The sequence below is a fragment of the Flintibacter porci genome, assembly GCF_041925195.1.
In the GTDB taxonomy this organism is placed as follows: Bacteria; Bacillota; Clostridia; order Oscillospirales; family Oscillospiraceae; genus Lawsonibacter; species Lawsonibacter porci.
In genome coordinates this window covers 16,810-34,071 of record NZ_JBHEVB010000023.1, presented here as the reverse complement: position 1 = coordinate 34,071, position 17,262 = coordinate 16,810, and the positions used below count along the sequence as shown (strand labels likewise).

General features: G+C 52.9%; 22 protein-coding genes. 14 read left to right on the top strand and 8 right to left on the bottom strand.

Annotated features, from left to right (window positions below):
• Nucleotides 1-223: 223 nt before the first annotated feature.
• Nucleotides 224-847, bottom strand: a complete 624-nt coding sequence (locus ACEVJL_RS15870) for a class I SAM-dependent methyltransferase (RefSeq protein WP_040646418.1) — start codon at nucleotides 845-847, stop codon at nucleotides 224-226.
• Nucleotides 848-1,123: 276 nt separating this feature from the next.
• On the opposite strand from ACEVJL_RS15870, the gene ACEVJL_RS15865 reads away from it, so the two are divergent.
• From ACEVJL_RS15865 to ACEVJL_RS15840, 6 genes are all read left to right on the top strand, one after another.
• The gene (locus ACEVJL_RS15865; protein WP_374738386.1) at nucleotides 1,124-1,519 is read left to right on the top strand and encodes a Fur family transcriptional regulator; all 396 of its coding nucleotides are present in this window, start codon (nucleotides 1,124-1,126) and stop codon (nucleotides 1,517-1,519) included.
• 36 nt (nucleotides 1,520-1,555) lie between these two features.
• Nucleotides 1,556-1,852, top strand: coding sequence for a hypothetical protein (locus ACEVJL_RS15860; protein ID WP_374738385.1), 297 nt, complete (start codon nucleotides 1,556-1,558; stop codon nucleotides 1,850-1,852).
• Between the two features lie 127 nt (nucleotides 1,853-1,979).
• Nucleotides 1,980-3,056 carry a metal ABC transporter substrate-binding protein gene (locus ACEVJL_RS15855; protein WP_374738384.1) on the top strand — a complete coding sequence of 359 codons (1,077 nt, stop codon included), beginning with the start codon at nucleotides 1,980-1,982 and terminating at the stop codon, nucleotides 3,054-3,056.
• 15 nt (nucleotides 3,057-3,071) lie between these two features.
• Nucleotides 3,072-3,794, top strand: coding sequence for a metal ABC transporter ATP-binding protein (locus ACEVJL_RS15850; protein ID WP_374738383.1), 723 nt, complete (start codon nucleotides 3,072-3,074; stop codon nucleotides 3,792-3,794).
• Nucleotides 3,778-4,623: a metal ABC transporter permease gene (locus tag ACEVJL_RS15845; RefSeq protein WP_374738382.1), complete on the top strand. Its 846-nt coding sequence runs from the start codon at nucleotides 3,778-3,780 to the stop codon at nucleotides 4,621-4,623. The genes ACEVJL_RS15850 and ACEVJL_RS15845 overlap by 17 nt, the downstream gene beginning before the upstream one ends.
• A gap of 3 nt (nucleotides 4,624-4,626) precedes the next feature.
• A complete protein-coding gene (locus tag ACEVJL_RS15840; RefSeq protein ID WP_374738381.1) occupies nucleotides 4,627-5,289 on the top strand; it encodes a hypothetical protein in 663 nt (220 codons plus the stop codon).
• 5 nt (nucleotides 5,290-5,294) lie between these two features.
• Here the strand turns inward: ACEVJL_RS15840 and ACEVJL_RS15835 are convergent, their stop codons facing one another.
• Nucleotides 5,295-5,858: a chromate transporter gene (locus ACEVJL_RS15835; protein WP_374738380.1), complete on the bottom strand. Its 564-nt coding sequence runs from the start codon at nucleotides 5,856-5,858 to the stop codon at nucleotides 5,295-5,297.
• Nucleotides 5,855-6,403: a chromate transporter gene (locus tag ACEVJL_RS15830; protein WP_374738379.1), complete on the bottom strand. Its 549-nt coding sequence runs from the start codon at nucleotides 6,401-6,403 to the stop codon at nucleotides 5,855-5,857. The genes ACEVJL_RS15835 and ACEVJL_RS15830 overlap by 4 nt, the downstream gene beginning before the upstream one ends.
• Nucleotides 6,404-6,652: 249 nt before the next feature.
• On the opposite strand from ACEVJL_RS15830, the gene ACEVJL_RS15825 reads away from it, so the two are divergent.
• On the top strand, nucleotides 6,653-7,030 hold the full coding sequence (locus ACEVJL_RS15825; protein WP_118602312.1) for a TnpV protein: 378 nt from the start codon (nucleotides 6,653-6,655) through the stop codon (nucleotides 7,028-7,030).
• A 60-nt stretch (nucleotides 7,031-7,090) separates the two neighbouring features.
• Here ACEVJL_RS15825 and ACEVJL_RS15820 read toward each other — a convergent pair whose 3' ends face one another.
• The 4 genes from ACEVJL_RS15820 to ACEVJL_RS15805 form a co-directional block, all read right to left on the bottom strand.
• Nucleotides 7,091-8,041, bottom strand: coding sequence for a hypothetical protein (locus ACEVJL_RS15820; protein ID WP_374738378.1), 951 nt, complete (start codon nucleotides 8,039-8,041; stop codon nucleotides 7,091-7,093).
• Between the two features lies 1 nt (nucleotide 8,042).
• Nucleotides 8,043-8,501 carry an RNA polymerase sigma factor gene (locus ACEVJL_RS15815; RefSeq protein ID WP_278904853.1) on the bottom strand — a complete coding sequence of 153 codons (459 nt, stop codon included), beginning with the start codon at nucleotides 8,499-8,501 and terminating at the stop codon, nucleotides 8,043-8,045.
• A 177-nt stretch (nucleotides 8,502-8,678) separates the two neighbouring features.
• Nucleotides 8,679-10,106 carry a MobA/MobL family protein gene (locus tag ACEVJL_RS15810; RefSeq protein ID WP_374738377.1) on the bottom strand — a complete coding sequence of 476 codons (1,428 nt, stop codon included), beginning with the start codon at nucleotides 10,104-10,106 and terminating at the stop codon, nucleotides 8,679-8,681.
• A 250-nt stretch (nucleotides 10,107-10,356) separates the two neighbouring features.
• Entirely contained in the window at nucleotides 10,357-10,572 is a 216-nt protein-coding gene (locus ACEVJL_RS15805; RefSeq protein WP_118602308.1) for a helix-turn-helix domain-containing protein, read from the bottom strand.
• Between the two features lie 173 nt (nucleotides 10,573-10,745).
• Here ACEVJL_RS15805 and ACEVJL_RS15800 point away from each other — a divergent pair, with 173 nt between their 5' ends.
• Together ACEVJL_RS15800 and ACEVJL_RS15795 are read left to right on the top strand one after the other, a co-directional pair.
• Nucleotides 10,746-11,396, top strand: coding sequence for a helix-turn-helix domain-containing protein (locus ACEVJL_RS15800; RefSeq protein WP_238073770.1), 651 nt, complete (start codon nucleotides 10,746-10,748; stop codon nucleotides 11,394-11,396).
• 120 nt (nucleotides 11,397-11,516) lie between these two features.
• Nucleotides 11,517-12,815 carry a tyrosine-type recombinase/integrase gene (locus ACEVJL_RS15795; RefSeq protein WP_278904856.1) on the top strand — a complete coding sequence of 433 codons (1,299 nt, stop codon included), beginning with the start codon at nucleotides 11,517-11,519 and terminating at the stop codon, nucleotides 12,813-12,815.
• A gap of 190 nt (nucleotides 12,816-13,005) precedes the next feature.
• On the opposite strand, the gene ACEVJL_RS15790 is transcribed toward ACEVJL_RS15795, so the two are convergent.
• On the bottom strand, nucleotides 13,006-13,368 hold the full coding sequence (locus ACEVJL_RS15790; RefSeq protein WP_374738376.1) for an ArsR/SmtB family transcription factor: 363 nt from the start codon (nucleotides 13,366-13,368) through the stop codon (nucleotides 13,006-13,008).
• A gap of 171 nt (nucleotides 13,369-13,539) precedes the next feature.
• Here ACEVJL_RS15790 and zupT point away from each other — a divergent pair, with 171 nt between their 5' ends.
• The 5 genes from zupT (at nucleotide 13,540) to ACEVJL_RS15765 (ending at nucleotide 17,261) form a co-directional block, all read left to right on the top strand.
• A complete protein-coding gene (zupT, locus tag ACEVJL_RS15785) occupies nucleotides 13,540-14,343 on the top strand; it encodes a zinc transporter ZupT (RefSeq protein ID WP_374738375.1) in 804 nt (267 codons plus the stop codon).
• 201 nt (nucleotides 14,344-14,544) lie between these two features.
• Nucleotides 14,545-15,264 (top strand): L-2-amino-thiazoline-4-carboxylic acid hydrolase, encoded by a 720-nt coding sequence (locus tag ACEVJL_RS15780; protein WP_374738374.1) that lies wholly within the window; start codon nucleotides 14,545-14,547, stop codon nucleotides 15,262-15,264.
• Between the two features lie 63 nt (nucleotides 15,265-15,327).
• Nucleotides 15,328-15,552 carry a peptidase M50 gene (locus ACEVJL_RS15775; RefSeq protein ID WP_087260056.1) on the top strand — a complete coding sequence of 75 codons (225 nt, stop codon included), beginning with the start codon at nucleotides 15,328-15,330 and terminating at the stop codon, nucleotides 15,550-15,552.
• Nucleotides 15,553-15,724: 172 nt separating this feature from the next.
• Nucleotides 15,725-16,240, top strand: coding sequence for a hypothetical protein (locus ACEVJL_RS15770; RefSeq protein WP_087260054.1), 516 nt, complete (start codon nucleotides 15,725-15,727; stop codon nucleotides 16,238-16,240).
• A gap of 136 nt (nucleotides 16,241-16,376) precedes the next feature.
• On the top strand, nucleotides 16,377-17,261 hold the full coding sequence (locus ACEVJL_RS15765; RefSeq protein WP_343286747.1) for a class I SAM-dependent methyltransferase: 885 nt from the start codon (nucleotides 16,377-16,379) through the stop codon (nucleotides 17,259-17,261).
• Nucleotide 17,262: the final 1 nt, after the last annotated feature.

The following is a 17,262-nucleotide window of genomic DNA, read 5'->3' as shown; positions in this document are numbered from 1 at the left end:
ACAAAGCACTACACCGTGGTGATTAAACCTAAAATGACCACCTAATTACGGGTGGCCGCTGCGCCGCAAGGTGGCCGCTGGTGACCGCACCGGTGGCCGCCGAGCGCCGCAGAATGCATAGTCCACAATTCCTAAGTAACAGCAAAGAATTGCAGGATGTCTTCTGTGAGAAGCTGGGGTGTGAGCTCTATCACTCCCAAATTTCTCGCGGCTGACTGATGGACTACAAACGGTCCAGCGGGGGTTTTTGGGCGATCAGGCAGCAGAGCGGTGTAAATTTGCTGCCAAAAAGCTGGTGGCACACGATGGTATATCCATGCTCAGATAAGTATGCCATCAGTTCCCCTGCGTTCCAGGAGTGATAGACATGAAAGCCGGACAAACCCATGACCCAGAGCCGAAATCTGGCCCAACGGCCGTTTCCCCAGACAAATGTGGGAGTAAAAAGGAACCCGCCTGGCTTTAATACCCGCCAGGCTTCTGACAGAGCCTTTTCCGGCTGCGGCATAATATGGAGCGCATTGGAAATTACCACCGCATCAAAGCTCTCGGGTCCATAGGGCAGTTTTGTGGCATCCTGGACCGAGAAATGCAGACGCGATGTATGAAGCTGTTTTTTTGCCTGCTTCACCATTTCAGGGGAGAAATCGGTGGCTTCCCAAGTGCGAACATACGGTGATAAGGGCACTGATAACTGTCCTGTACCGCAGGCAAGTTCCAGAACATCCATATCACGCTTCAGGAAAGGACGGATCGTTTTGCGGATCTGCAGGTATGTCTTCTCTGAATGACGAATAAAAGCGGGATAATATTTAGAACATCGGTCCCAGAATCGTTTGTTATCCATAGAATGTACGCTCCATCTTGGTTAGATATAGCTAACCGTATATTACTACAGGATAACGGTAATTGCAAGGTAATACATAAAGGAAATTTACATGAGTCCTCTGTCGTTCCTGGCAGTTAGGATGGGAGGGCAAAGGGATGGTATGAAGGGCCATCCGTTAATGGGGGATCGGCGGTGACATATTCTCCAATAGGGTCTAAAGAATAGGCTTGACATACCACCTGCATCATGCTATCTTAATTTGCAAATAATTCGCAAATTTTGTGAGGCCTGGGGATGAAGAAGTACGATACCCGTCAACGGGATTATCTAATCAGCTTTCTCAATCAGCATCCGGATCAGCTGCTGTCGGTACGGCAGATCGCTCAGGAACTGTGCGCCCAGCAGATCAGCCTCAGTGCCGTCTACCGGAATCTGTCCCAGCTGGAGGCGGAGGGGCTGATCCGTAAATCGGTAAAACCGGGAAGCAGAGAGGCCTATTACCAGTATGTGGGTGCGGAAGACTGCCACTCCCATCTGCACCTGTCCTGCACCCGCTGCGGAAAGACTTTCCACATGGATGCGGAGCATACTGCGCAATTAACCCGTGCCATGTCGGAGCTGGACGGGTTTGACCTAGATATTCTCAAGACAGTCCTGTACGGCATTTGTCAAAACTGCCACGGCACATAACGTCGTACTCATAAACTTCAAAGGGGGGAGAAGAACATGGCGAAAAAAACACGTTTTGCCGCCGCCTGCGGAGCAGCGCTGCTGGTGTTTGCTCTGTTCTTCTCCGTATTTTTTGTCGTTGCTGAGGCTGACCACGACTGTGGCGGCGAGCACTGCACCATCTGCCATCAAATCCAAAGTGTCCAAAAGCTTCTGGAGCAGCTCTCTGCAGCCCATACCGCTTCTGTTGGAGAAGCGGTGCTGGGCGTCTATATGCTGTTTTGCATCCTGTGGACGCAGAACATCTTTGTCGCATCTTCCCCGGTTTTGTGGAAGGTAAAACTGCTGAATTAAACAGAATGGAAAAGGACAAGGGGACGGGGCTGCCTATTTGAGGCAGGCTCTCCTGGCGCATGCCAGGAACCCCTTATATTTTTGCGCCCATTTTTCAATTTCTGTATGAATTCGGAGGTTTTATCCCATGAGAAAAGCGATTTCTATCCTTCTTTCCCTGGCGCTAACCGCCGGGATCTTGACCGGCTGCAACAGCGTATCTACCTCAGAAAGCGGCAGCGAAAAGCTACGGATCGTCACCACTATTTTCCCGGAGTACGACTGGGTGCGGGAGATCTTGGGGGATCGGGCCGACCATGTGGAGCTGACGATGCTCCTGGACGATGGCGTGGATCTCCACAGCTTCCAGCCTACCGCCGATGATATGGTTACCATCTCCAACTGTGACTTGTTTCTCTACACAGGAGGAGAGTCGGACTCCTGGGTAGAGGACGCCCTGGCCAACGCCACCAATCCCGATCTGGTGGCCATGAACCTGATGGAGGTGCTGGGGGACGGCGTAAAAGCAGAGGAAGTGGTTGAGGGAATGCAGGAGAGCGAGCATCATCACCACCATGAGGAGGAAGAGAATCCCGAGGATACCCATGAACACCACGAAGAACACGATCATGAGCATGACCATGAACATCATGAAGATTGCGATGACCCCTCGGAATGTACCCACAGCCATGATGATGAACATATCTGGCTGTCTCTGAAGCATGCCGTACTGCTCTGCGGCGCCATTGCGGACACCCTGGGTACCATTGACCCTGAGCATCAGGATGCCTATGCCGAAAATGCCGCCACTTACATCGGGGAACTAACTGACCTGGATGGTCAGTATCAGGCTGCCGTGGACGCTGCTTCCACCCACACCCTACTTTTTGCCGACCGGTTCCCCTTCCGGTATCTGGCGGATGATTATGGACTTACCTACTATGCCGCTTTTTCCGGTTGCTCGGCGGAAACGGAGGCCAGCTTTGAAACGGTGGCCTTCCTGGCCGGTAAGGTGGATGAGCTGTCCCTGCCCTGTGTGCTGACCATTGAGGGGGCCACCCATCAGATCGCCCAGACGGTGGTGGGCAATACCAGCACCAAAAACCAGACGATCCTGGTGCTGGATTCCATGCAGTCGGTGACGGCCGCGGATGTGGAGAGGGGAGCCACTTATCTGGGCATTATGGAGCAGAACTTGGAGACCCTGAAAACCGCGCTGGGCTGAGAGGAGGGCCATCACATGATCCAGATGAACTGCCAGGGCCTGGCCCTGGGCTATGATTCTGCCCTGGTGCGGGATCTGAGCTTTACCGTGGGCACCGGGGACTACCTATGCATCCTGGGGGAGAACGGAGCCGGAAAATCTACCCTGATGAAGACCATCCTGGGACTGCTGACGCCCCTGGAGGGCTCGGTGACTCTGAGCGGCGGAGTGCGTGCCAATGAGATCGGATACCTGCCCCAGCAGACCCAGGCCCAACGGGATTTCCCCGCCACTGTCTGGGAGGTGGCTCTGTCCGGCTGTCAAAGCCGGTGCGGCCTGCGTCCCTTTTACACCAAGGCGGAAAAGGAACTGGCCCGGCAGTCCCTCCAGCGCATGGATATGGAACGATTCTCAAAGCGATGCTATCGGGAGCTGTCGGGAGGCCAGCAGCAACGGGTGCTGCTGGCCCGGGCTCTTTGCGCGGCCCGGAAGATGCTGCTGCTGGACGAGCCGGTGGCCGGACTGGATCCGGCGGCCAGCCGAGAGCTGTATCAGGTCATCGCCCAGCTGAATCAAAAGGATGGCATGACCATCCTGATGATCTCCCACGACATGGAGGCTGCCCTCCACTACGCCAGCCACATCCTCTATCTGGGGGAGCAGGTGTTTTTCGGAACTCGGGATGCCTTTGTCGGATCCAATCCCGGTCGTAGATTTCTCGAGCAGAGAGGAGGGGGCGACCATGGAACTGCTGATTGAGAAGCTGGTCCAATACTGGGCCTATCCCTTCGTCCGCTATGCGCTTGTGGTGGGTGTGCTGGTGGCCCTGTGCGCTTCGCTGCTGGGGGTCACGCTGGTGCTCAAGCGGTTTTCCTTTATCGGGGACGGGTTGTCCCATGTGGCCTTCGGGGCCATGTCGGTGGCCTCTGTTTTGAACCTGATCAATGACATGCCGCTGGTCATGGGCATCACGGTGCTGTGTGCCATCCTTTTGCTGGGGGCGGGTCAGAATTCCAAAATCAAAGGCGACGCCGCCATGGCCATGCTCTCGGTGGGCGCGCTGGCCATAGGCTATTTGATGATGAATGTATTTTCCACCTCCACCAATCTAACGGGGGATGTCTGCACCACCCTATTCGGTTCCACCTCCATTCTCACTCTTACCCAGACCGAGGTTTGGATGTGTGCCGCACTATCGGTGGTAGTGGTGCTCCTATACCTCTTTTTCTACCACAAGATCTTTGCGGTCACCTTTGATGAAAGCTTTGCTTCGGCCACTGGAACCAGGGCCAGGGTATACAATCTGATTCTGGCGGTGGTGACGGCAGTGGTCATTGTGATGGCCATGAATCTGGTGGGATCTTTGCTGATCTCCGCCCTGGTGATCTTCCCGGCTATGTCCGCCATGAGATTGTTCAAAAGCTTCCGGGCCGTTACCATCTGTGCTGCTGTTCTCTCTGTATTTTGTGCCGCCGCAGGAATCATTACCTCCATCCTGGTCGGCACACCGGTGGGATCCACTATTGTTGCCGTGCAAATTGCACTGTTTGCCCTTTGCTCCCTTGTAGGATGGATAGGAAGGAGATGACCGATGAAACGCCAAGCAATTTTGTTTCTGGCGGGGATGTTACTCTTGGCCTGCTCCGCATGTGGAAAAAATGAAGGCTCTGGGCAAGCTGAGAATCTGACACCGCCCACTGTTTCTCAACAGGCGGAAGCAGCTCCGGAGGGTACACCATCCGCCGAATCCAAAGTGCCCGGGGAAGAACCACTGCCGACAGAAGGCGGGGATGGACAGGGAGACAGCTCGCGGCTCCCGGTTGTCGGTTCTGCGCCGGAAGAGGAAGAAACGGAGAATCCGGCTGCGGATTTGCAGCCGGATTCTCAGGAAGCTCCCGCAGTGTCCGTGGATGTGGATTTAACCACCCTCAGCAGCACCATGGTCTACGCAGAAGTGTTCAACATGATGATGTCGCCGGATGACTATATCGGAAAAACCATCCGCATGACGGGAATTTTCACGGTATATCAGGACCCTGAAACGAATCAGGTCTACTGCGGTGTGATCGTAGAGGATGCCACTGCCTGCTGCGCTCAGGGATTTGACCTTGTTATGCCGGAAGACCTTTCTTATCCTCAGGATTACCCAGATCCGGAATCGGAGATAACCGTGGTGGGAACGCTTCAGGCGGATCGCACGCTGGAGGAACATGGGATCATCTTTCTAAGATTGGAAGATGTAACCTTTGAGTAGGAGGATCATATGCCATAGACTATAATACCAAGCCCGGCGGATAAGGCAATGAGCCCGATGGGGGAGAGCTTTTTCCGGAACAGCAAACCGCTCCCTAACATAGCAAAGGCAAGGAGCAGCGTGATTAGGAAAGAGTGCATATCGAGTTCCAGATGCTCGCCGAAGGATACGCAATGGCTGCATACCATGTAAATGCCGGTAGCGAGTATAATGCCGGCCATACATGGCTTTACGCCGCGTAGGACCGCCTGCATCCAAGGCTGCTGAAGTACGTTTTTCAGCAACACCATGATCAGCAGGATCACAAAGAACGAGGGCAGAACCACCGCCAGTGTGGAGATCATGGCGCCAAGCAGCCCGGCCTGACTGCTTCCCACATAGGTAGCCAGATTGACCATGATCGGTCCGGGCGTACTTTCACTGACGGCAATCATATAAGTCAGCTTTTCTTCTGTCAACCAACCGTTGGCCAGAACCACATCCCGGATTAGAGGGATCGCACCATAGGCGCCTCCAAAGGCAAAACATCCCACCTGTAAAAAGCCGATAAAAAGCTGCCAATAGATCATTGCTTGCTCTCCTTCTTTGTTTTCATGGTGTTATGGACAAAATACAATGTTAAACTAAGTGCTGCGGCTACCAACATCAAAGTGATGGAGGAAATGTTCAAGGAGAAAAAGCTGATGCACAGCATCATCAGAGCGGAGCATATCAGGATGCCCTTGGGCAATCTTTTGGCAGGCATCTTTTGGATGATGCGTATGGCTGCCTCCAATATCAGCAGTCCTACGGCGATTTTTATGCCCCGAAATGCGTTGGCTACCACAGGATACATTAAAAAACCATCCAGAAAAAGGGAGAGAAGATAGAGGATTACAAAGGAAGGAAAAACGATGGCAAAGGTAGCGGCGACTGCGCCGGGAAATCCAGCCTGCCGGTACCCCACGAAGGTCGCGCAGTTGATGGCGATCGGCCCCGGCGTAGATTCTGCGATCACAGTAACGTCCATCATTTCATCTTGGGTGATCCACTTCTTTTGGTCGACACAGTAATGCTCCATCATGGAGATCATGGCATATCCTCCGCCAAAAGTAAAAAGCCCGATTTGAACCACACGATTTCATAGCCGCTCATTAGTGGTTGCAGTCTTTTAATAAAATCCTCCGAAAGCCTTGCAAATAAAGGATTTTTCGCATTGTCCCCACCGTATCCCTTTATCTGATTTCACGCATTGTTGTCCTTAACTTGACCTCGCACAAGGGAAAAATCAAGGGAAGGAAAAACTGGTAACAAACTATAAAACAGCGTGGCAATCGGGGAACTGTGACGTATGTGCGAATATATTATAGCGGAGGATTTCGATATGGACAAGTACATTTTTGACGAAGGCAACGGCCTTTGGTATGAACTGATTGGCGACTACTATTTTCCCTGTTTGACTGTACCCACTGAAGAAGAACAGCCTGTCGGTATATGGGGGCAACGGCACAAGCGGTATATCAAAGAATACCACCCAGCTTTATACAATGCCTTGTTGCTCAACGGCAGACTGAACAGCTACCTTGCCGATATTGACCAGCAGGCACAAGAACGGTTAGATACCATTATTGAACAGATGGCCCGATCCCAAGGTATCACCGAGGCGCTGAAAGCTGCCGACCAAATGACATGGGTCGGTAAGATGAACAATATCCAAGCAAGTGCAATGGAAATTGTAAACAGTGAGCTGATTTACGCTTAACAGATTAGCGAAGCAGGGGCCGCCCCAATCGGGCGGCCCCTGCTTCTGCTGTAACACGCTTTACTCATTGATAGCCAGAGAGAGATTGTCCAGAATATCTTCCACTTCGTCCGTGGTCAGATACGCACCATGCAAGCTGACATTGGCATGGCTTGTACGGCACTGCGCCCAAACGTGCCCGTTGTCCATTTCAATCAGGAATTCATGGCCATCAACGGACGTGTAATAATAGGCGGTTTCGTAGCTGCCATCAATGACATACGTTTGGACAAAATAGTCGGCTTGTGCGATATTTTCGATTGTGAAATCGACATATCCGCTGCCGTTCTTCTTTGCGTAAAGGGCGTCAAAGTTCTCGCTGACGTAATCACCTTTTGCATCGGACACGACAAAGGACAAGTTGGCATCTGGAACATAATCATAATGCTCGTTCACCCATTCCAAATCAAAGGTAACGCGACCTGTCAGCGTGTCCAGAAGATTTGCGGGGTTTTCGGCAGTATACTCCATTTTCTCCGCGCCATCCTCCCGACCAATGCGGCGGCTGCGGAGAACTGGATCACTGCTCAGAACCTCTACGGAGTCCCACTGATGGTATTCAGATACTACTCCGCCGTTAATGCGTTCGCCCGCAACCCAATCGTCCGATTTGAACCGATTAGATTTTATCGTTTCTTCCAAAGTGGCGGGCGGGTTTCCTCCGGGGCCGTCGATAGCAACAGCACCAGGAGCACCATTTTCACTTGAAGGCATGGGAATGTCATCCCTGCTGGACACGATGATGTCATTTCTGAACAGATGCACAACCACCGCTGCGGCAGCGGTCAGCGTTAATGCCATCATCATAACAACAGCGACGGCAATCAACGGCACACGAGATTTTAAGGTCGATTTTTTCATAGGAATGTCCTCCGATTGTTTTTGGTAGGAGGCAAGCTGGGAACGAATACGCTCCCGGCTCTCCTGCGGCAATTTCAGCCCATCAGAAATGCGCTTGAAGTTTCGCTCCATATCAATCCCTCCCAAGTTGCTTTTTTAAGATGTTTTTGGCCCGATGCAATCTCATGGAAACGGCTGAGATGCCGATGTGTAAAAATTCTGAGATTTCCCGAAACGAGTAGCCCTCAAAGTAGTGTAGGCTCACGACGGCCCTATACTTTTCCGGCAACTCCATGACCGCATAAAATATGTCCCGATCCTCCGGCTGTATCAGCAGAACAGCCTCGTCCAAAGGAATGGCTTCGTGCTTCTTTGCTGCGGTGAGAAGGTTTTTACAATGGTTAATCGTAACCTTAGTTAGAAACGCACGCTCTTTGCCGGGATAAACTATCATGCCGCCCTCCAACAGTTTAAGAAAAACAGTCTGCACAACGTCCTCCGCTTCCTGCGGAGAGCGGAGATAACTGAGAGCAATACGATACACCATATCCGCATAACGGTCAAAAAGCTCCAGCACGGTTTCTTGCTCCATCGGCGCACCCCCTTCCGCTTCCTCTTGAGGCCTCATATATATAACAAATCAGCAGACCGAATTTGCACAAAAATTTTCAAGAAAATTATAGCACATAAAACAGTATATAACCTACAAACTGGCTCCTGTTTATGTACGCCGCCGCTATGGATTGCACCATAGCGGCGGCGTTCTCTATCATCTGCTGTCCCTGTCAACTGCCCTCCTGTGTGGCTGTGGCTGTTGCCGTTTGCCCTCGTCCTGCAACCGCCGCAGGCGTTCCCGGACGCTTCTCGGCTCTGGGGGCCGCTCTTTTACGGCGGGCCGCTGGCGCTCCTGCACCTTCCGCTCCCACTCGGCCAACTCCCGGTTATGCTGGCTGACAACGGCCTCGGCCTTGCGGTAGGTGGCTGTAAATGTCTGCACATCGGGATAACCCTCCGCCTGGACGATGGAGGGAAGCGCATCCATCCTGTGGCTGATTTCCTGCTCTGTCTGCTGTATCTGCCCAGCGATGTCTTTGCGCTCTCTGGTCTTAAAGATACCCGTGGCGGCGGCAAGCTGCTGCTTCAAGTCTGGCAGCACATCCTCCTGCAAGTATCGGATGCTCGTGGCCTCGTCCCTCACTCGTATCATCAGACCTCGCATGGCACGGAACTCTGCCATATCAATGTCCAGCGTGGGCTTCGGCGGCATTGCCCGCTGGCGGATCAGCCCTTGCAGGAAGGCCCTGGCCTTGCCCACGATGGCCCGGAACAGGTGCGGGAGCCACCCGGCCTGATGGATGGATTGCCTGACCTTCTCGTGTATCTCAGCCTGCTTGACCTCCAATATCTCCGCCTCGGATATGCCCGTCAAAAGCGCCATATCCGCCGTTCGGTTCCACTCCTGACGGGCGGCGTTGTCCGCTTTGATTTCCTCCGCCTTGGGATTGTTCCTGCCTATCTTTTTGGTGGGCAAATATACGCTCTGCGGGTCAAACACCTTTAGCTGCTGCTCCGGGTCTGAGATATAGCGGTTGATAAGGCCGGTATAGAACTCCTTGACCTCAGCCACAAAGCCCTCCTGCTTGAAGCGGGCGTCCTTAACGCTGAACATATGGCTCTCGTAGACCTTGCCCTTTTTGATGACGGTACAGCCGGGGCGTATCTGCCCATCCTCCCCGGTGATCTCCTTCTTGGTGCGGACGTGCTTCCCCACCTCGTCATAGAACATATTCCGGGTGGCGACCTTGACTACGGGTTCCGGCAACAACCGCCGCTCACTGAAAATCAGGTGGATGTGGTAGTTGGTCTTGGCCTTGTTGTGGTGTAGGCCGGACACACACTCCACGTTATACCGCTTTTGAAATTCCTCTGTGAACTTTGTCAGAACCCGCTGCGGGTCATAGCGTGTGAACTTCTCCGGCAGGGCGATGATGAACTCCCGCGCCTCGATGCACGTCCCCTCGGTGCCGCTCCGCTTGAACTCCTGCTGGTTTTCCCTTGCGAGGGAAGTCCAGAAGGCGGCATCGGCGGTATGATAGGTGGCGTACAGGTTCTCCTGTCTGGCGGGGCTGGTGATATAGGAAATACGCCCCTTGACATTGGACAGCTTCGACATCTGGATGAAGCTGTGTCGCGTCATGCCTCCGTCCTTCCTCCGGCTGTGTCAGCCGGTGCGTGGAGCGACAGCGGAGCGCAAGGGCGGTTTAGGGCAGTCCGCCGCTGTGCGGACTGCCCTAAACCGCACCGCCGCGCCAGCGGCGGCAGCCCCCGGCAGGGCGAAATACACAGAGTACAAACCGAAGGTTTGTGCGATGGGTGTATTTCGCTCTCAAACGGCGAGGCCTTTGTGGTGGCGTTCGCTCCGCTCACGCCTTTTTGACTGGCCCTCATCACTCCACGCCCCGCACATCGTCCCTGACCAGCAGATTCCGTCCCTGGTTGACGGTCATGAACCGCTCCAGCGTGTCGCTGCGGATGATGGTCTTGCGCCCGACCTTGAGGACGGGCAGCTTTCTCCACTCCACCAGCTTCCGCATGGTGTTCCTCCCGATGCCGCTGCACTCAGCGGCTTCCTCAATCGTCATGCCCATTTTGACAGTTGCCATTGGTGTCACGCTCCTTTCAATGTACTTATTTTGCAACCCTCGCTGATTTATTATAATCAGTCTGCCATCGCCTGTCAACCTATTTTAAGTCCGTTCTATAAAACAATTTGAAAAATAGGGTTGCAAATCAAATTCACCTATGTTATACTAACACTCGAAAGGAGGCCGAGCCAATGGATAAAGACATAGCCTTTACCCCAAAGCAGGTCGGGCAGCGCATTAAGGAGCGCCGGAACGAAATCAACATCTCCATGCCGGAACTGGGCAGGCGGGTAGGGGTAAACAAGTCCACCATCCAGCGATACGAGACAGACGGGGTAGACCCCAAGCGCACCATGATTATCAACGGACTGGCGGACGCGCTTCTCACCACCCCCGAATGGCTGACAGGGTTATCCGATGAAAAGGAGTATAACTCCAAAACCCTGTGCCAGATGGATATTGAGAAGCACATAGCGGCCTATCTGGACGAACTGACAACCACCGTCCAGGGTGAACCTCACCAACAGCTTTTGACCACCTTCCTCGGTCAGATCGTAGACCTCTATTCCGTGTTCTGCGTCCACTTTGCCAGGGCGATGGCCGAGGCAGACCACATCGCCGAGGACGAGGGCTTGAAGAAGTCCCTGATGCGCTACGCCATCGAGTCTGGGGCTGTGATTGAAAAGGTCTACCGCCGGGAGATGGAAACGCCGGTGGAGGACATGAAGCGGTTCATGGACGGGCTTCTGCACATCTATGACGAGGGACGCACCAAAATGAAGATAGGCGACCTGCTTGACATGAGCAGCGAGGCCCGTGAGCGGCTGAACGGGCAGAATTGATCCGTGGCACCTTGACAACGAAAAATGCCAGTCAGTACGACTGGCTGGCGTGACATGATTGAACGCACATCATACGTCACAGTCCCGATTGCCACGGATAGAAAGGAGTAAAATTTATCTATGGCAAAAGGTTCTGTACGCAAAAAGGGCAAAAAGTGGTACTATCGCTTCTATATCGAGGACGAGAGCGGGAACCGGGTGCAAAAGGAGTACCCCGGCACCGAGAGCAAGTCCGAAACGGAAGCCCTGCTCCGCAGGGCGATGGAGGACTACGAGGAAAAGCGGTTTGTGGCGAAAGCGGAAAACATCACCGTGGGCGATATGCTGGATATGTGGGTGGAGGAAGAACTGAAGCCCGGTACATTGAGCAATGGCACAGTGATGGCTTATCAGGGGACGGTGGGCCGTATCAAGCGGCACCCCCTGGGCAAGCGGAAGCTGAAAACCGTCACCGCCGACCATCTGCAAGCCTTCATCGACTTCATGAGCTACGGCGGCGCCAATCCCGATGGAACGACCTCCCCGCCCATGAGCCGGGGCTATATGCTCCAATTCTCAGCGGTACTGCAAAACTCGTTCCGCTTCGCCGTGTTCCCTAAACGGCTTATCACGTTCAACCCTATGCAGTATGTGAAGCTGCGGGGACGGAAGCAGGAGGCGGACATCTTCTCCGAGGATATGGGGGACGCCGCTGCGGTTCCCACCATCAGCTGTGAGCAGTTCCGAGCGTTGGAGGACTTTCTGAAAGAGAAGGACAACCCGGCCTTGCTGCCCATCCAAATCGCTTATTATACCGGGCTCCGTATCGGTGAGGTCTGTGCCCTCACCTGGAAGGATATCAACCTGGACGAGCAGTATCTGACGGTGCGGCGGAGCATCCGCTACAACGGGGCAAGGCACAAGACGGAGATCGGGGCCACCAAGCGGAAGAAAGTCCGCACTGTGGATTTCTGCGACACCCTGGCGGCGATCCTCAAAGCGGCCAAGAGGGAACAAAGTAAGAACCGTCTGCGCTATGGTGAGTTCTACCGCCTCAACTACTACGCCGAGGTCAGGGAGAAAGACCGCATCTATTATGAGGTCTATACCCTGCCGAGGACGGAGGAAGCGCCGGAGGGGTACAAGGAGATTTCCTTCGTCTGTCTCCGGCCTGATGGAGCGATAGAGACACCGAGTACGGTGAGCATCATGTGCCGCAAGGCAAAGGAGAAGGTAGAGGGTTTGGCGGACTTCCATTTCCATATGCTTCGTCACACCTTCACGAGCAACCTCCTGTCCAATGGGGCGGCTCCCAAGGACGTGCAGGAACTGCTGGGGCACTCGGACGTCAGTACCACGATGAACATCTACGCCCACTCTACGAGGGAAGCGAAACGCAACTCCGCCCGACTGCTGGATAAGGTGGTCAACGGGGAGTAAAAATCTTTCCCTTGTTTCAGCCCGTAAGGGAAAAAACAAGGGAAAGTACATACGGTTTGAGGATTTGATAGGCGGAAACGCCTGATATTACAAGGTTTTTCAAGGGGAAGCACAATAAATTCCGATTTTGCAAAAGGTCAAAAAGAGATCGGTATAACGGTGTCCTTTCATAGCTGCCTCCTCATGTCTTTCATGTATCCGTTCGGCCTGTTCTGGTCCTGCCGGCAAGATGGCAGTGCTCCGCCTCTTTCATCATACAGGCGCCGTGTTCGGGGCAGCAGGTATCACATGGAATGGCTGCCCAGCTCTCCAGTTCCTTTGCCGTGTCTTTCAGAAGCTGACGATTGACGCTGTAGTGCATGAAATAGCCGTTTTTTTCTCCGATGACCAGCTCTGCATCCCGTAAAATTTTCAAATGTTGAGAAATAGCTGCTTCTGAAAGATCCAACCGTCTTGCCAATGCGCGGACACAATAACTACGGCTTAACAGCAATTTCAAAATAGCTCTGCGGGTTTCATCCGACAATGCCTTCCATACTGTGACAGACTTCATTTCTTCACCTCGAGCAGGATATGATTAAGTACACACTTAATCATATCCTGCTTTTCACAAATGTCAATCTTTTATTGGAACGTAGAGCTTGCCGTTGACATACCATGAGGAGAGTGATAGAATCATTGCAGTTAGCTATGGCTAACCAAAAAACAAACAAGGAGGTTTACTTTGGACTATACTGTTTTGCTTGCTTTTTTTCTGACACTGCTGGCTGGACTCAGCACCGGGATAGGCAGCTGCATCGCGTTTCTCTGCCGGCACACCAACCGAAAATTTTTGTCGGTTTCCCTGGGCTTTTCCGCGGGTGTTATGATCTATGTATCCATGATCGAGATATTTTTCAAAGCACAGGATGCGTTGATTGCCGAAATGGGGACCCGCCCCGGCAGTTGGGCGACAGTTGCGGCGTTTTTTGGCGGCATGCTGGTGATTGCTGTCATTGATAAGCTGATTCCCTCTTCGGAGAATCCCCACGAAGTAAAGCTCATGGAGGACACGGAGAAGGGTGCCCATCAGCCGGGGCGTTTGATGCGTATGGGTGTCTTTACGGCACTGGCCATCGCCATCCATAATTTTCCCGAGGGACTGGCCACCTTTGTGTCTGCACTGCAAGAGCCAAGTGTGGCCATCCCGATTGTTGTAGCCATTGCCATCCACAATATCCCGGAAGGTATCGCGGTGTCTGTGCCCATTTACCAGGCTACAGGTTCCCGGCGCAGAGCGTTCTGCTACTCCTTCCTTTCGGGCCTGGCGGAACCTCTGGGGGCTTTGCTGGGGTGGCTGGTGCTGCGCCCGATCATGAGCGTCACGGTGTTTGGATTGTTGTTCGCTGGAGTAGCCGGCATTATGGTGTTCATCTCTTTTGACGAACTGCTCCCGGCAGCCCGGGAATACGGGGAGCACCATCTGTCCATCTACGGCCTGATCTCCGGCATGGTGGTCATGGCGATCAGCCTGCTGCTCTTTTTGTAAGCCCCAAATTGTAAATATTCTCAATAAGGAGAGGACGGCGTGCTGGTCCTCTCCTTATTTGCTTATTTCAAGAATAATTCCACCACGGAAATTGATTTCAGGCCTGAAATGGAGTATAGTGAATATGTAGTTAGCGATTGCTAATCAAAAAGAACTATGAGAAGAACGGAACTTTGATACCCGGCGGCAAGGAGGGACGTCATGCATCCGTATTATCAAAAAAATAAGAGCAAACTCAGGCGGGAAATGGATGGATATCTGAAGCTTATCAGAACGGAGATCGAGGAGATCTTCGGGAAGCCCTATCCCCAGGTTTTCTCTGAAATCTGGAATGAGTACGAGCAAGAGATGCTGGAGCATCTCCCCTTTATTGGCGGGGACAGCAGCAGTGGCACCAGAAATCTGACCGGTTGTATGTTCTTTGTTTCTATCGGGGTGGTTGGCAAGCAGTACGGTCTTTCCACCCGCGACTGGGGACGATTGGTCACCACGCTCTATGAGCGGTATTTTGAGACAGTTCCCAAGCTGCTGCGCCGGTTAGTCGGCGGACTATTCAATTGCTGCCCTGATCTTATCAACAAAGTGTTGCGGCGAAAAGACAGAAAGAATGCGGAAAACGCCGCAAAAAATCCGGGCAGCTTTGTGACACAGACCATGACGCCCACTGTCGAGTATCCCGTTATCTACCACAATCAGGTTTGCCCGATTTACGAATTCTGCAAAGAACGAGGATACATGGAGTATTTGCCCTATATGTATAACCTGGACTATGTGATGTTCCGGGCTTTTGGTGTTGCCCTGTACCGAGAAAAGACCTGTGCGACCGGGGATGGACTATGCGACTTCAAGATGAAGCGGGGTGTACCCATTCCCGGTGTGTGGCCGCCTCATATTCTGGATGAATCGGATCCGCTGAAGTAATGGTGGCACCGTAAACGAGATGCCACTCGCTTCAAAGAAAAACATGAAGGAGGCAAAATCATTATGAAAAGACTGATGAAGGGTGGATTTTTGACATTGAGTGGTACCGTTGGAATTACAGGAATGATATTGACTGCAATGCAAAATCCGTCAAGTGCGTGGGTAACACCACCAGGAAGGATGATCACGAGTATTTTAGAAAACGGGCTGCTGATTCCTGCGATTCTGTTTTTTCTCCTTTTGGGCTGGGGATTATGTATTCTCCTGACGGAAAATAAAACAGATTAACAGATTTCTGCATATCAAAAATTGAGCTATATGTTAAAAAAGCAGAGCCAATCGGCATGACCCTGACGGTTCTCCTGGTGAGGGTTATGGTTCCAGAGCTGCCGTGCATCTCGATACCTAGCTGAGTTTTCCCGCGTGGAATGCGAGCAAATGATAGTAATGGGGGATGTATATGAACTGGACGCGCACTTTTTTAGACGGGCTCGCTATGGCGGCCTACTTTAACCTGTTCGCCGGGCTGGTGGCGCTGTATCGCCCCAGGCTGATGTTCCCCTGCTATCCGCCCGCCATCATCAAGGCGGCGAAAGAGCCGCCCACCAGGGCAGAAAACCGCTTTTACTGGCTTTGGATCTGCTTTGGAGAGCTACTGCCCCTCCTTCTTTATGGTGCGATCAGCGCTTTGGATGGCGGGACAACCGGATTCTGGGTTCTGGTTCTGACGGCCTACATCCAGTGGATGATGGTCGATTTCTGTGACCTGTTTTTTCTGGATTTCTGGCTGATTCAGAGGAAGGCGAAAAGCCGGTTTATCATCCCGGGAACGGAGGGACACCCCGGTTATGTGTTCAAAGCATGGATGAAAGACTACGCTCTGCCGGAGCACCTGCTCCAGTGGCCGTTTTTAATGTGTCCTATCATGGCGGCGGCCCAAGCAGGGCTGGGGCTGCTCATCGATATGTTTTGGTGAACTGTTTTGGTGAACTGTAAGAAAAGAAGATGTGCCGCATAAGTATTTGTTTTCAAGTCGTCAGACTGGTAGTCAAGATGATGGGGATGCCCTTGCCCAAAAGCTGCGGGACATGGGCTATCAGGATGTCCGACTCATGGATACTCTGGAAGAAGCCTTTGGCTTCCACACCCGGGCGGTAATGATGATGCTGGAAAACAGGAGGGATGTTGTTATGTCTAAGTTAGGCGTCGTGGAAGACACACTGTTCGTCCCCATGCTGGGCAGAATCTATGCCAGCGAGCATTGCCAGCGGATCTTATACGATCAAAAGGCGCTGGAGCTGAAGGAGAATCTGCCGTCCGATCTGCTGAAGTCGAATGACCAGAGTCAGTATACCCTGCTGGCCTCCGCTGTTCGCTCGGCCAATATGGACCGGTTCATCAGGGCATTTCTGGGGCGCAGGCCGGACGGTGTCATTGTCCAGCTCGGATGCGGTCTGGAAACGACGTATCATCGCTGCGACAACGGTCACACTCGCTGGTATGCCGTGGATCTGCCGCATGTGGTGGAATACCGGCGGGAGCTGCTGCCGGAGCCAGAGCGGGAAATCTACCTTGCTGGGGATGCCTTTGCCGAGGACTGGGTCAGGCGGATCCGCGCCGATGTGCCGGATGCTCCCATCCTGGTTACTGCTGGCGGGCTGTTCCACTATTTTGAGGAGGCTAAGGTTGTGGGGCTGTTCCGAATGCTGCAGCAATTCGGAAAGATCCAACTTGTCTTTGATGCTGTGAGCAAAAGTGGTATGTCCATGATGCGGAAGAGGTACATGAAGCAGGTAGGTCACGCCGATGCTCGGATGTTTTTCTATGTGGATTCAGCGGCGGAACTGGCCGGGAGAATCGGCGGTGGGGCCGAGGTTCTTGTCCAGGAACCTTACTATCGCCATATCCGCAAAGACGGTCTGCAATTTTTCACAAAGGTCAGCATGGCAGTTTCGGATCGTTGGTGTATGGTGAAGATGATACAGCTCAAATTGTAAA

Coding starts and splice junctions, on each gene's coding strand:
- ACEVJL_RS15840 (WP_374738381.1), top strand. CDS start 4,627: ATGAAACGCCAAGCAATTTTGTTTCTGGCGGGGATGTTACTCTTGGCC.
- ACEVJL_RS15835 (WP_374738380.1), bottom strand. CDS start 5,858: ATGATCTATTGGCAGCTTTTTATCGGCTTTTTACAGGTGGGATGTTTT.
- ACEVJL_RS15795 (WP_278904856.1), top strand. CDS start 11,517: ATGGCAAAAGGTTCTGTACGCAAAAAGGGCAAAAAGTGGTACTATCGC.
- ACEVJL_RS15855 (WP_374738384.1), top strand. CDS start 1,980: ATGAGAAAAGCGATTTCTATCCTTCTTTCCCTGGCGCTAACCGCCGGG.
- ACEVJL_RS15865 (WP_374738386.1), top strand. CDS start 1,124: ATGAAGAAGTACGATACCCGTCAACGGGATTATCTAATCAGCTTTCTC.
- ACEVJL_RS15810 (WP_374738377.1), bottom strand. CDS start 10,106: ATGACGCGACACAGCTTCATCCAGATGTCGAAGCTGTCCAATGTCAAG.
- ACEVJL_RS15770 (WP_087260054.1), top strand. CDS start 15,725: ATGAACTGGACGCGCACTTTTTTAGACGGGCTCGCTATGGCGGCCTAC.
- ACEVJL_RS15870 (WP_040646418.1), bottom strand. CDS start 847: ATGGATAACAAACGATTCTGGGACCGATGTTCTAAATATTATCCCGCT.
- ACEVJL_RS15860 (WP_374738385.1), top strand. CDS start 1,556: ATGGCGAAAAAAACACGTTTTGCCGCCGCCTGCGGAGCAGCGCTGCTG.
- ACEVJL_RS15775 (WP_087260056.1), top strand. CDS start 15,328: ATGAAAAGACTGATGAAGGGTGGATTTTTGACATTGAGTGGTACCGTT.
- ACEVJL_RS15800 (WP_238073770.1), top strand. CDS start 10,746: ATGGATAAAGACATAGCCTTTACCCCAAAGCAGGTCGGGCAGCGCATT.
- ACEVJL_RS15845 (WP_374738382.1), top strand. CDS start 3,778: ATGGAACTGCTGATTGAGAAGCTGGTCCAATACTGGGCCTATCCCTTC.
- ACEVJL_RS15780 (WP_374738374.1), top strand. CDS start 14,545: ATGCATCCGTATTATCAAAAAAATAAGAGCAAACTCAGGCGGGAAATG.
- ACEVJL_RS15820 (WP_374738378.1), bottom strand. CDS start 8,041: ATGGAGCGAAACTTCAAGCGCATTTCTGATGGGCTGAAATTGCCGCAG.
- ACEVJL_RS15765 (WP_343286747.1), top strand. CDS start 16,377: ATGGATACTCTGGAAGAAGCCTTTGGCTTCCACACCCGGGCGGTAATG.
- ACEVJL_RS15790 (WP_374738376.1), bottom strand. CDS start 13,368: ATGAAGTCTGTCACAGTATGGAAGGCATTGTCGGATGAAACCCGCAGA.
- ACEVJL_RS15825 (WP_118602312.1), top strand. CDS start 6,653: ATGGACAAGTACATTTTTGACGAAGGCAACGGCCTTTGGTATGAACTG.
- ACEVJL_RS15850 (WP_374738383.1), top strand. CDS start 3,072: ATGATCCAGATGAACTGCCAGGGCCTGGCCCTGGGCTATGATTCTGCC.
- ACEVJL_RS15805 (WP_118602308.1), bottom strand. CDS start 10,572: ATGGCAACTGTCAAAATGGGCATGACGATTGAGGAAGCCGCTGAGTGC.
- ACEVJL_RS15815 (WP_278904853.1), bottom strand. CDS start 8,501: ATGGAGCAAGAAACCGTGCTGGAGCTTTTTGACCGTTATGCGGATATG.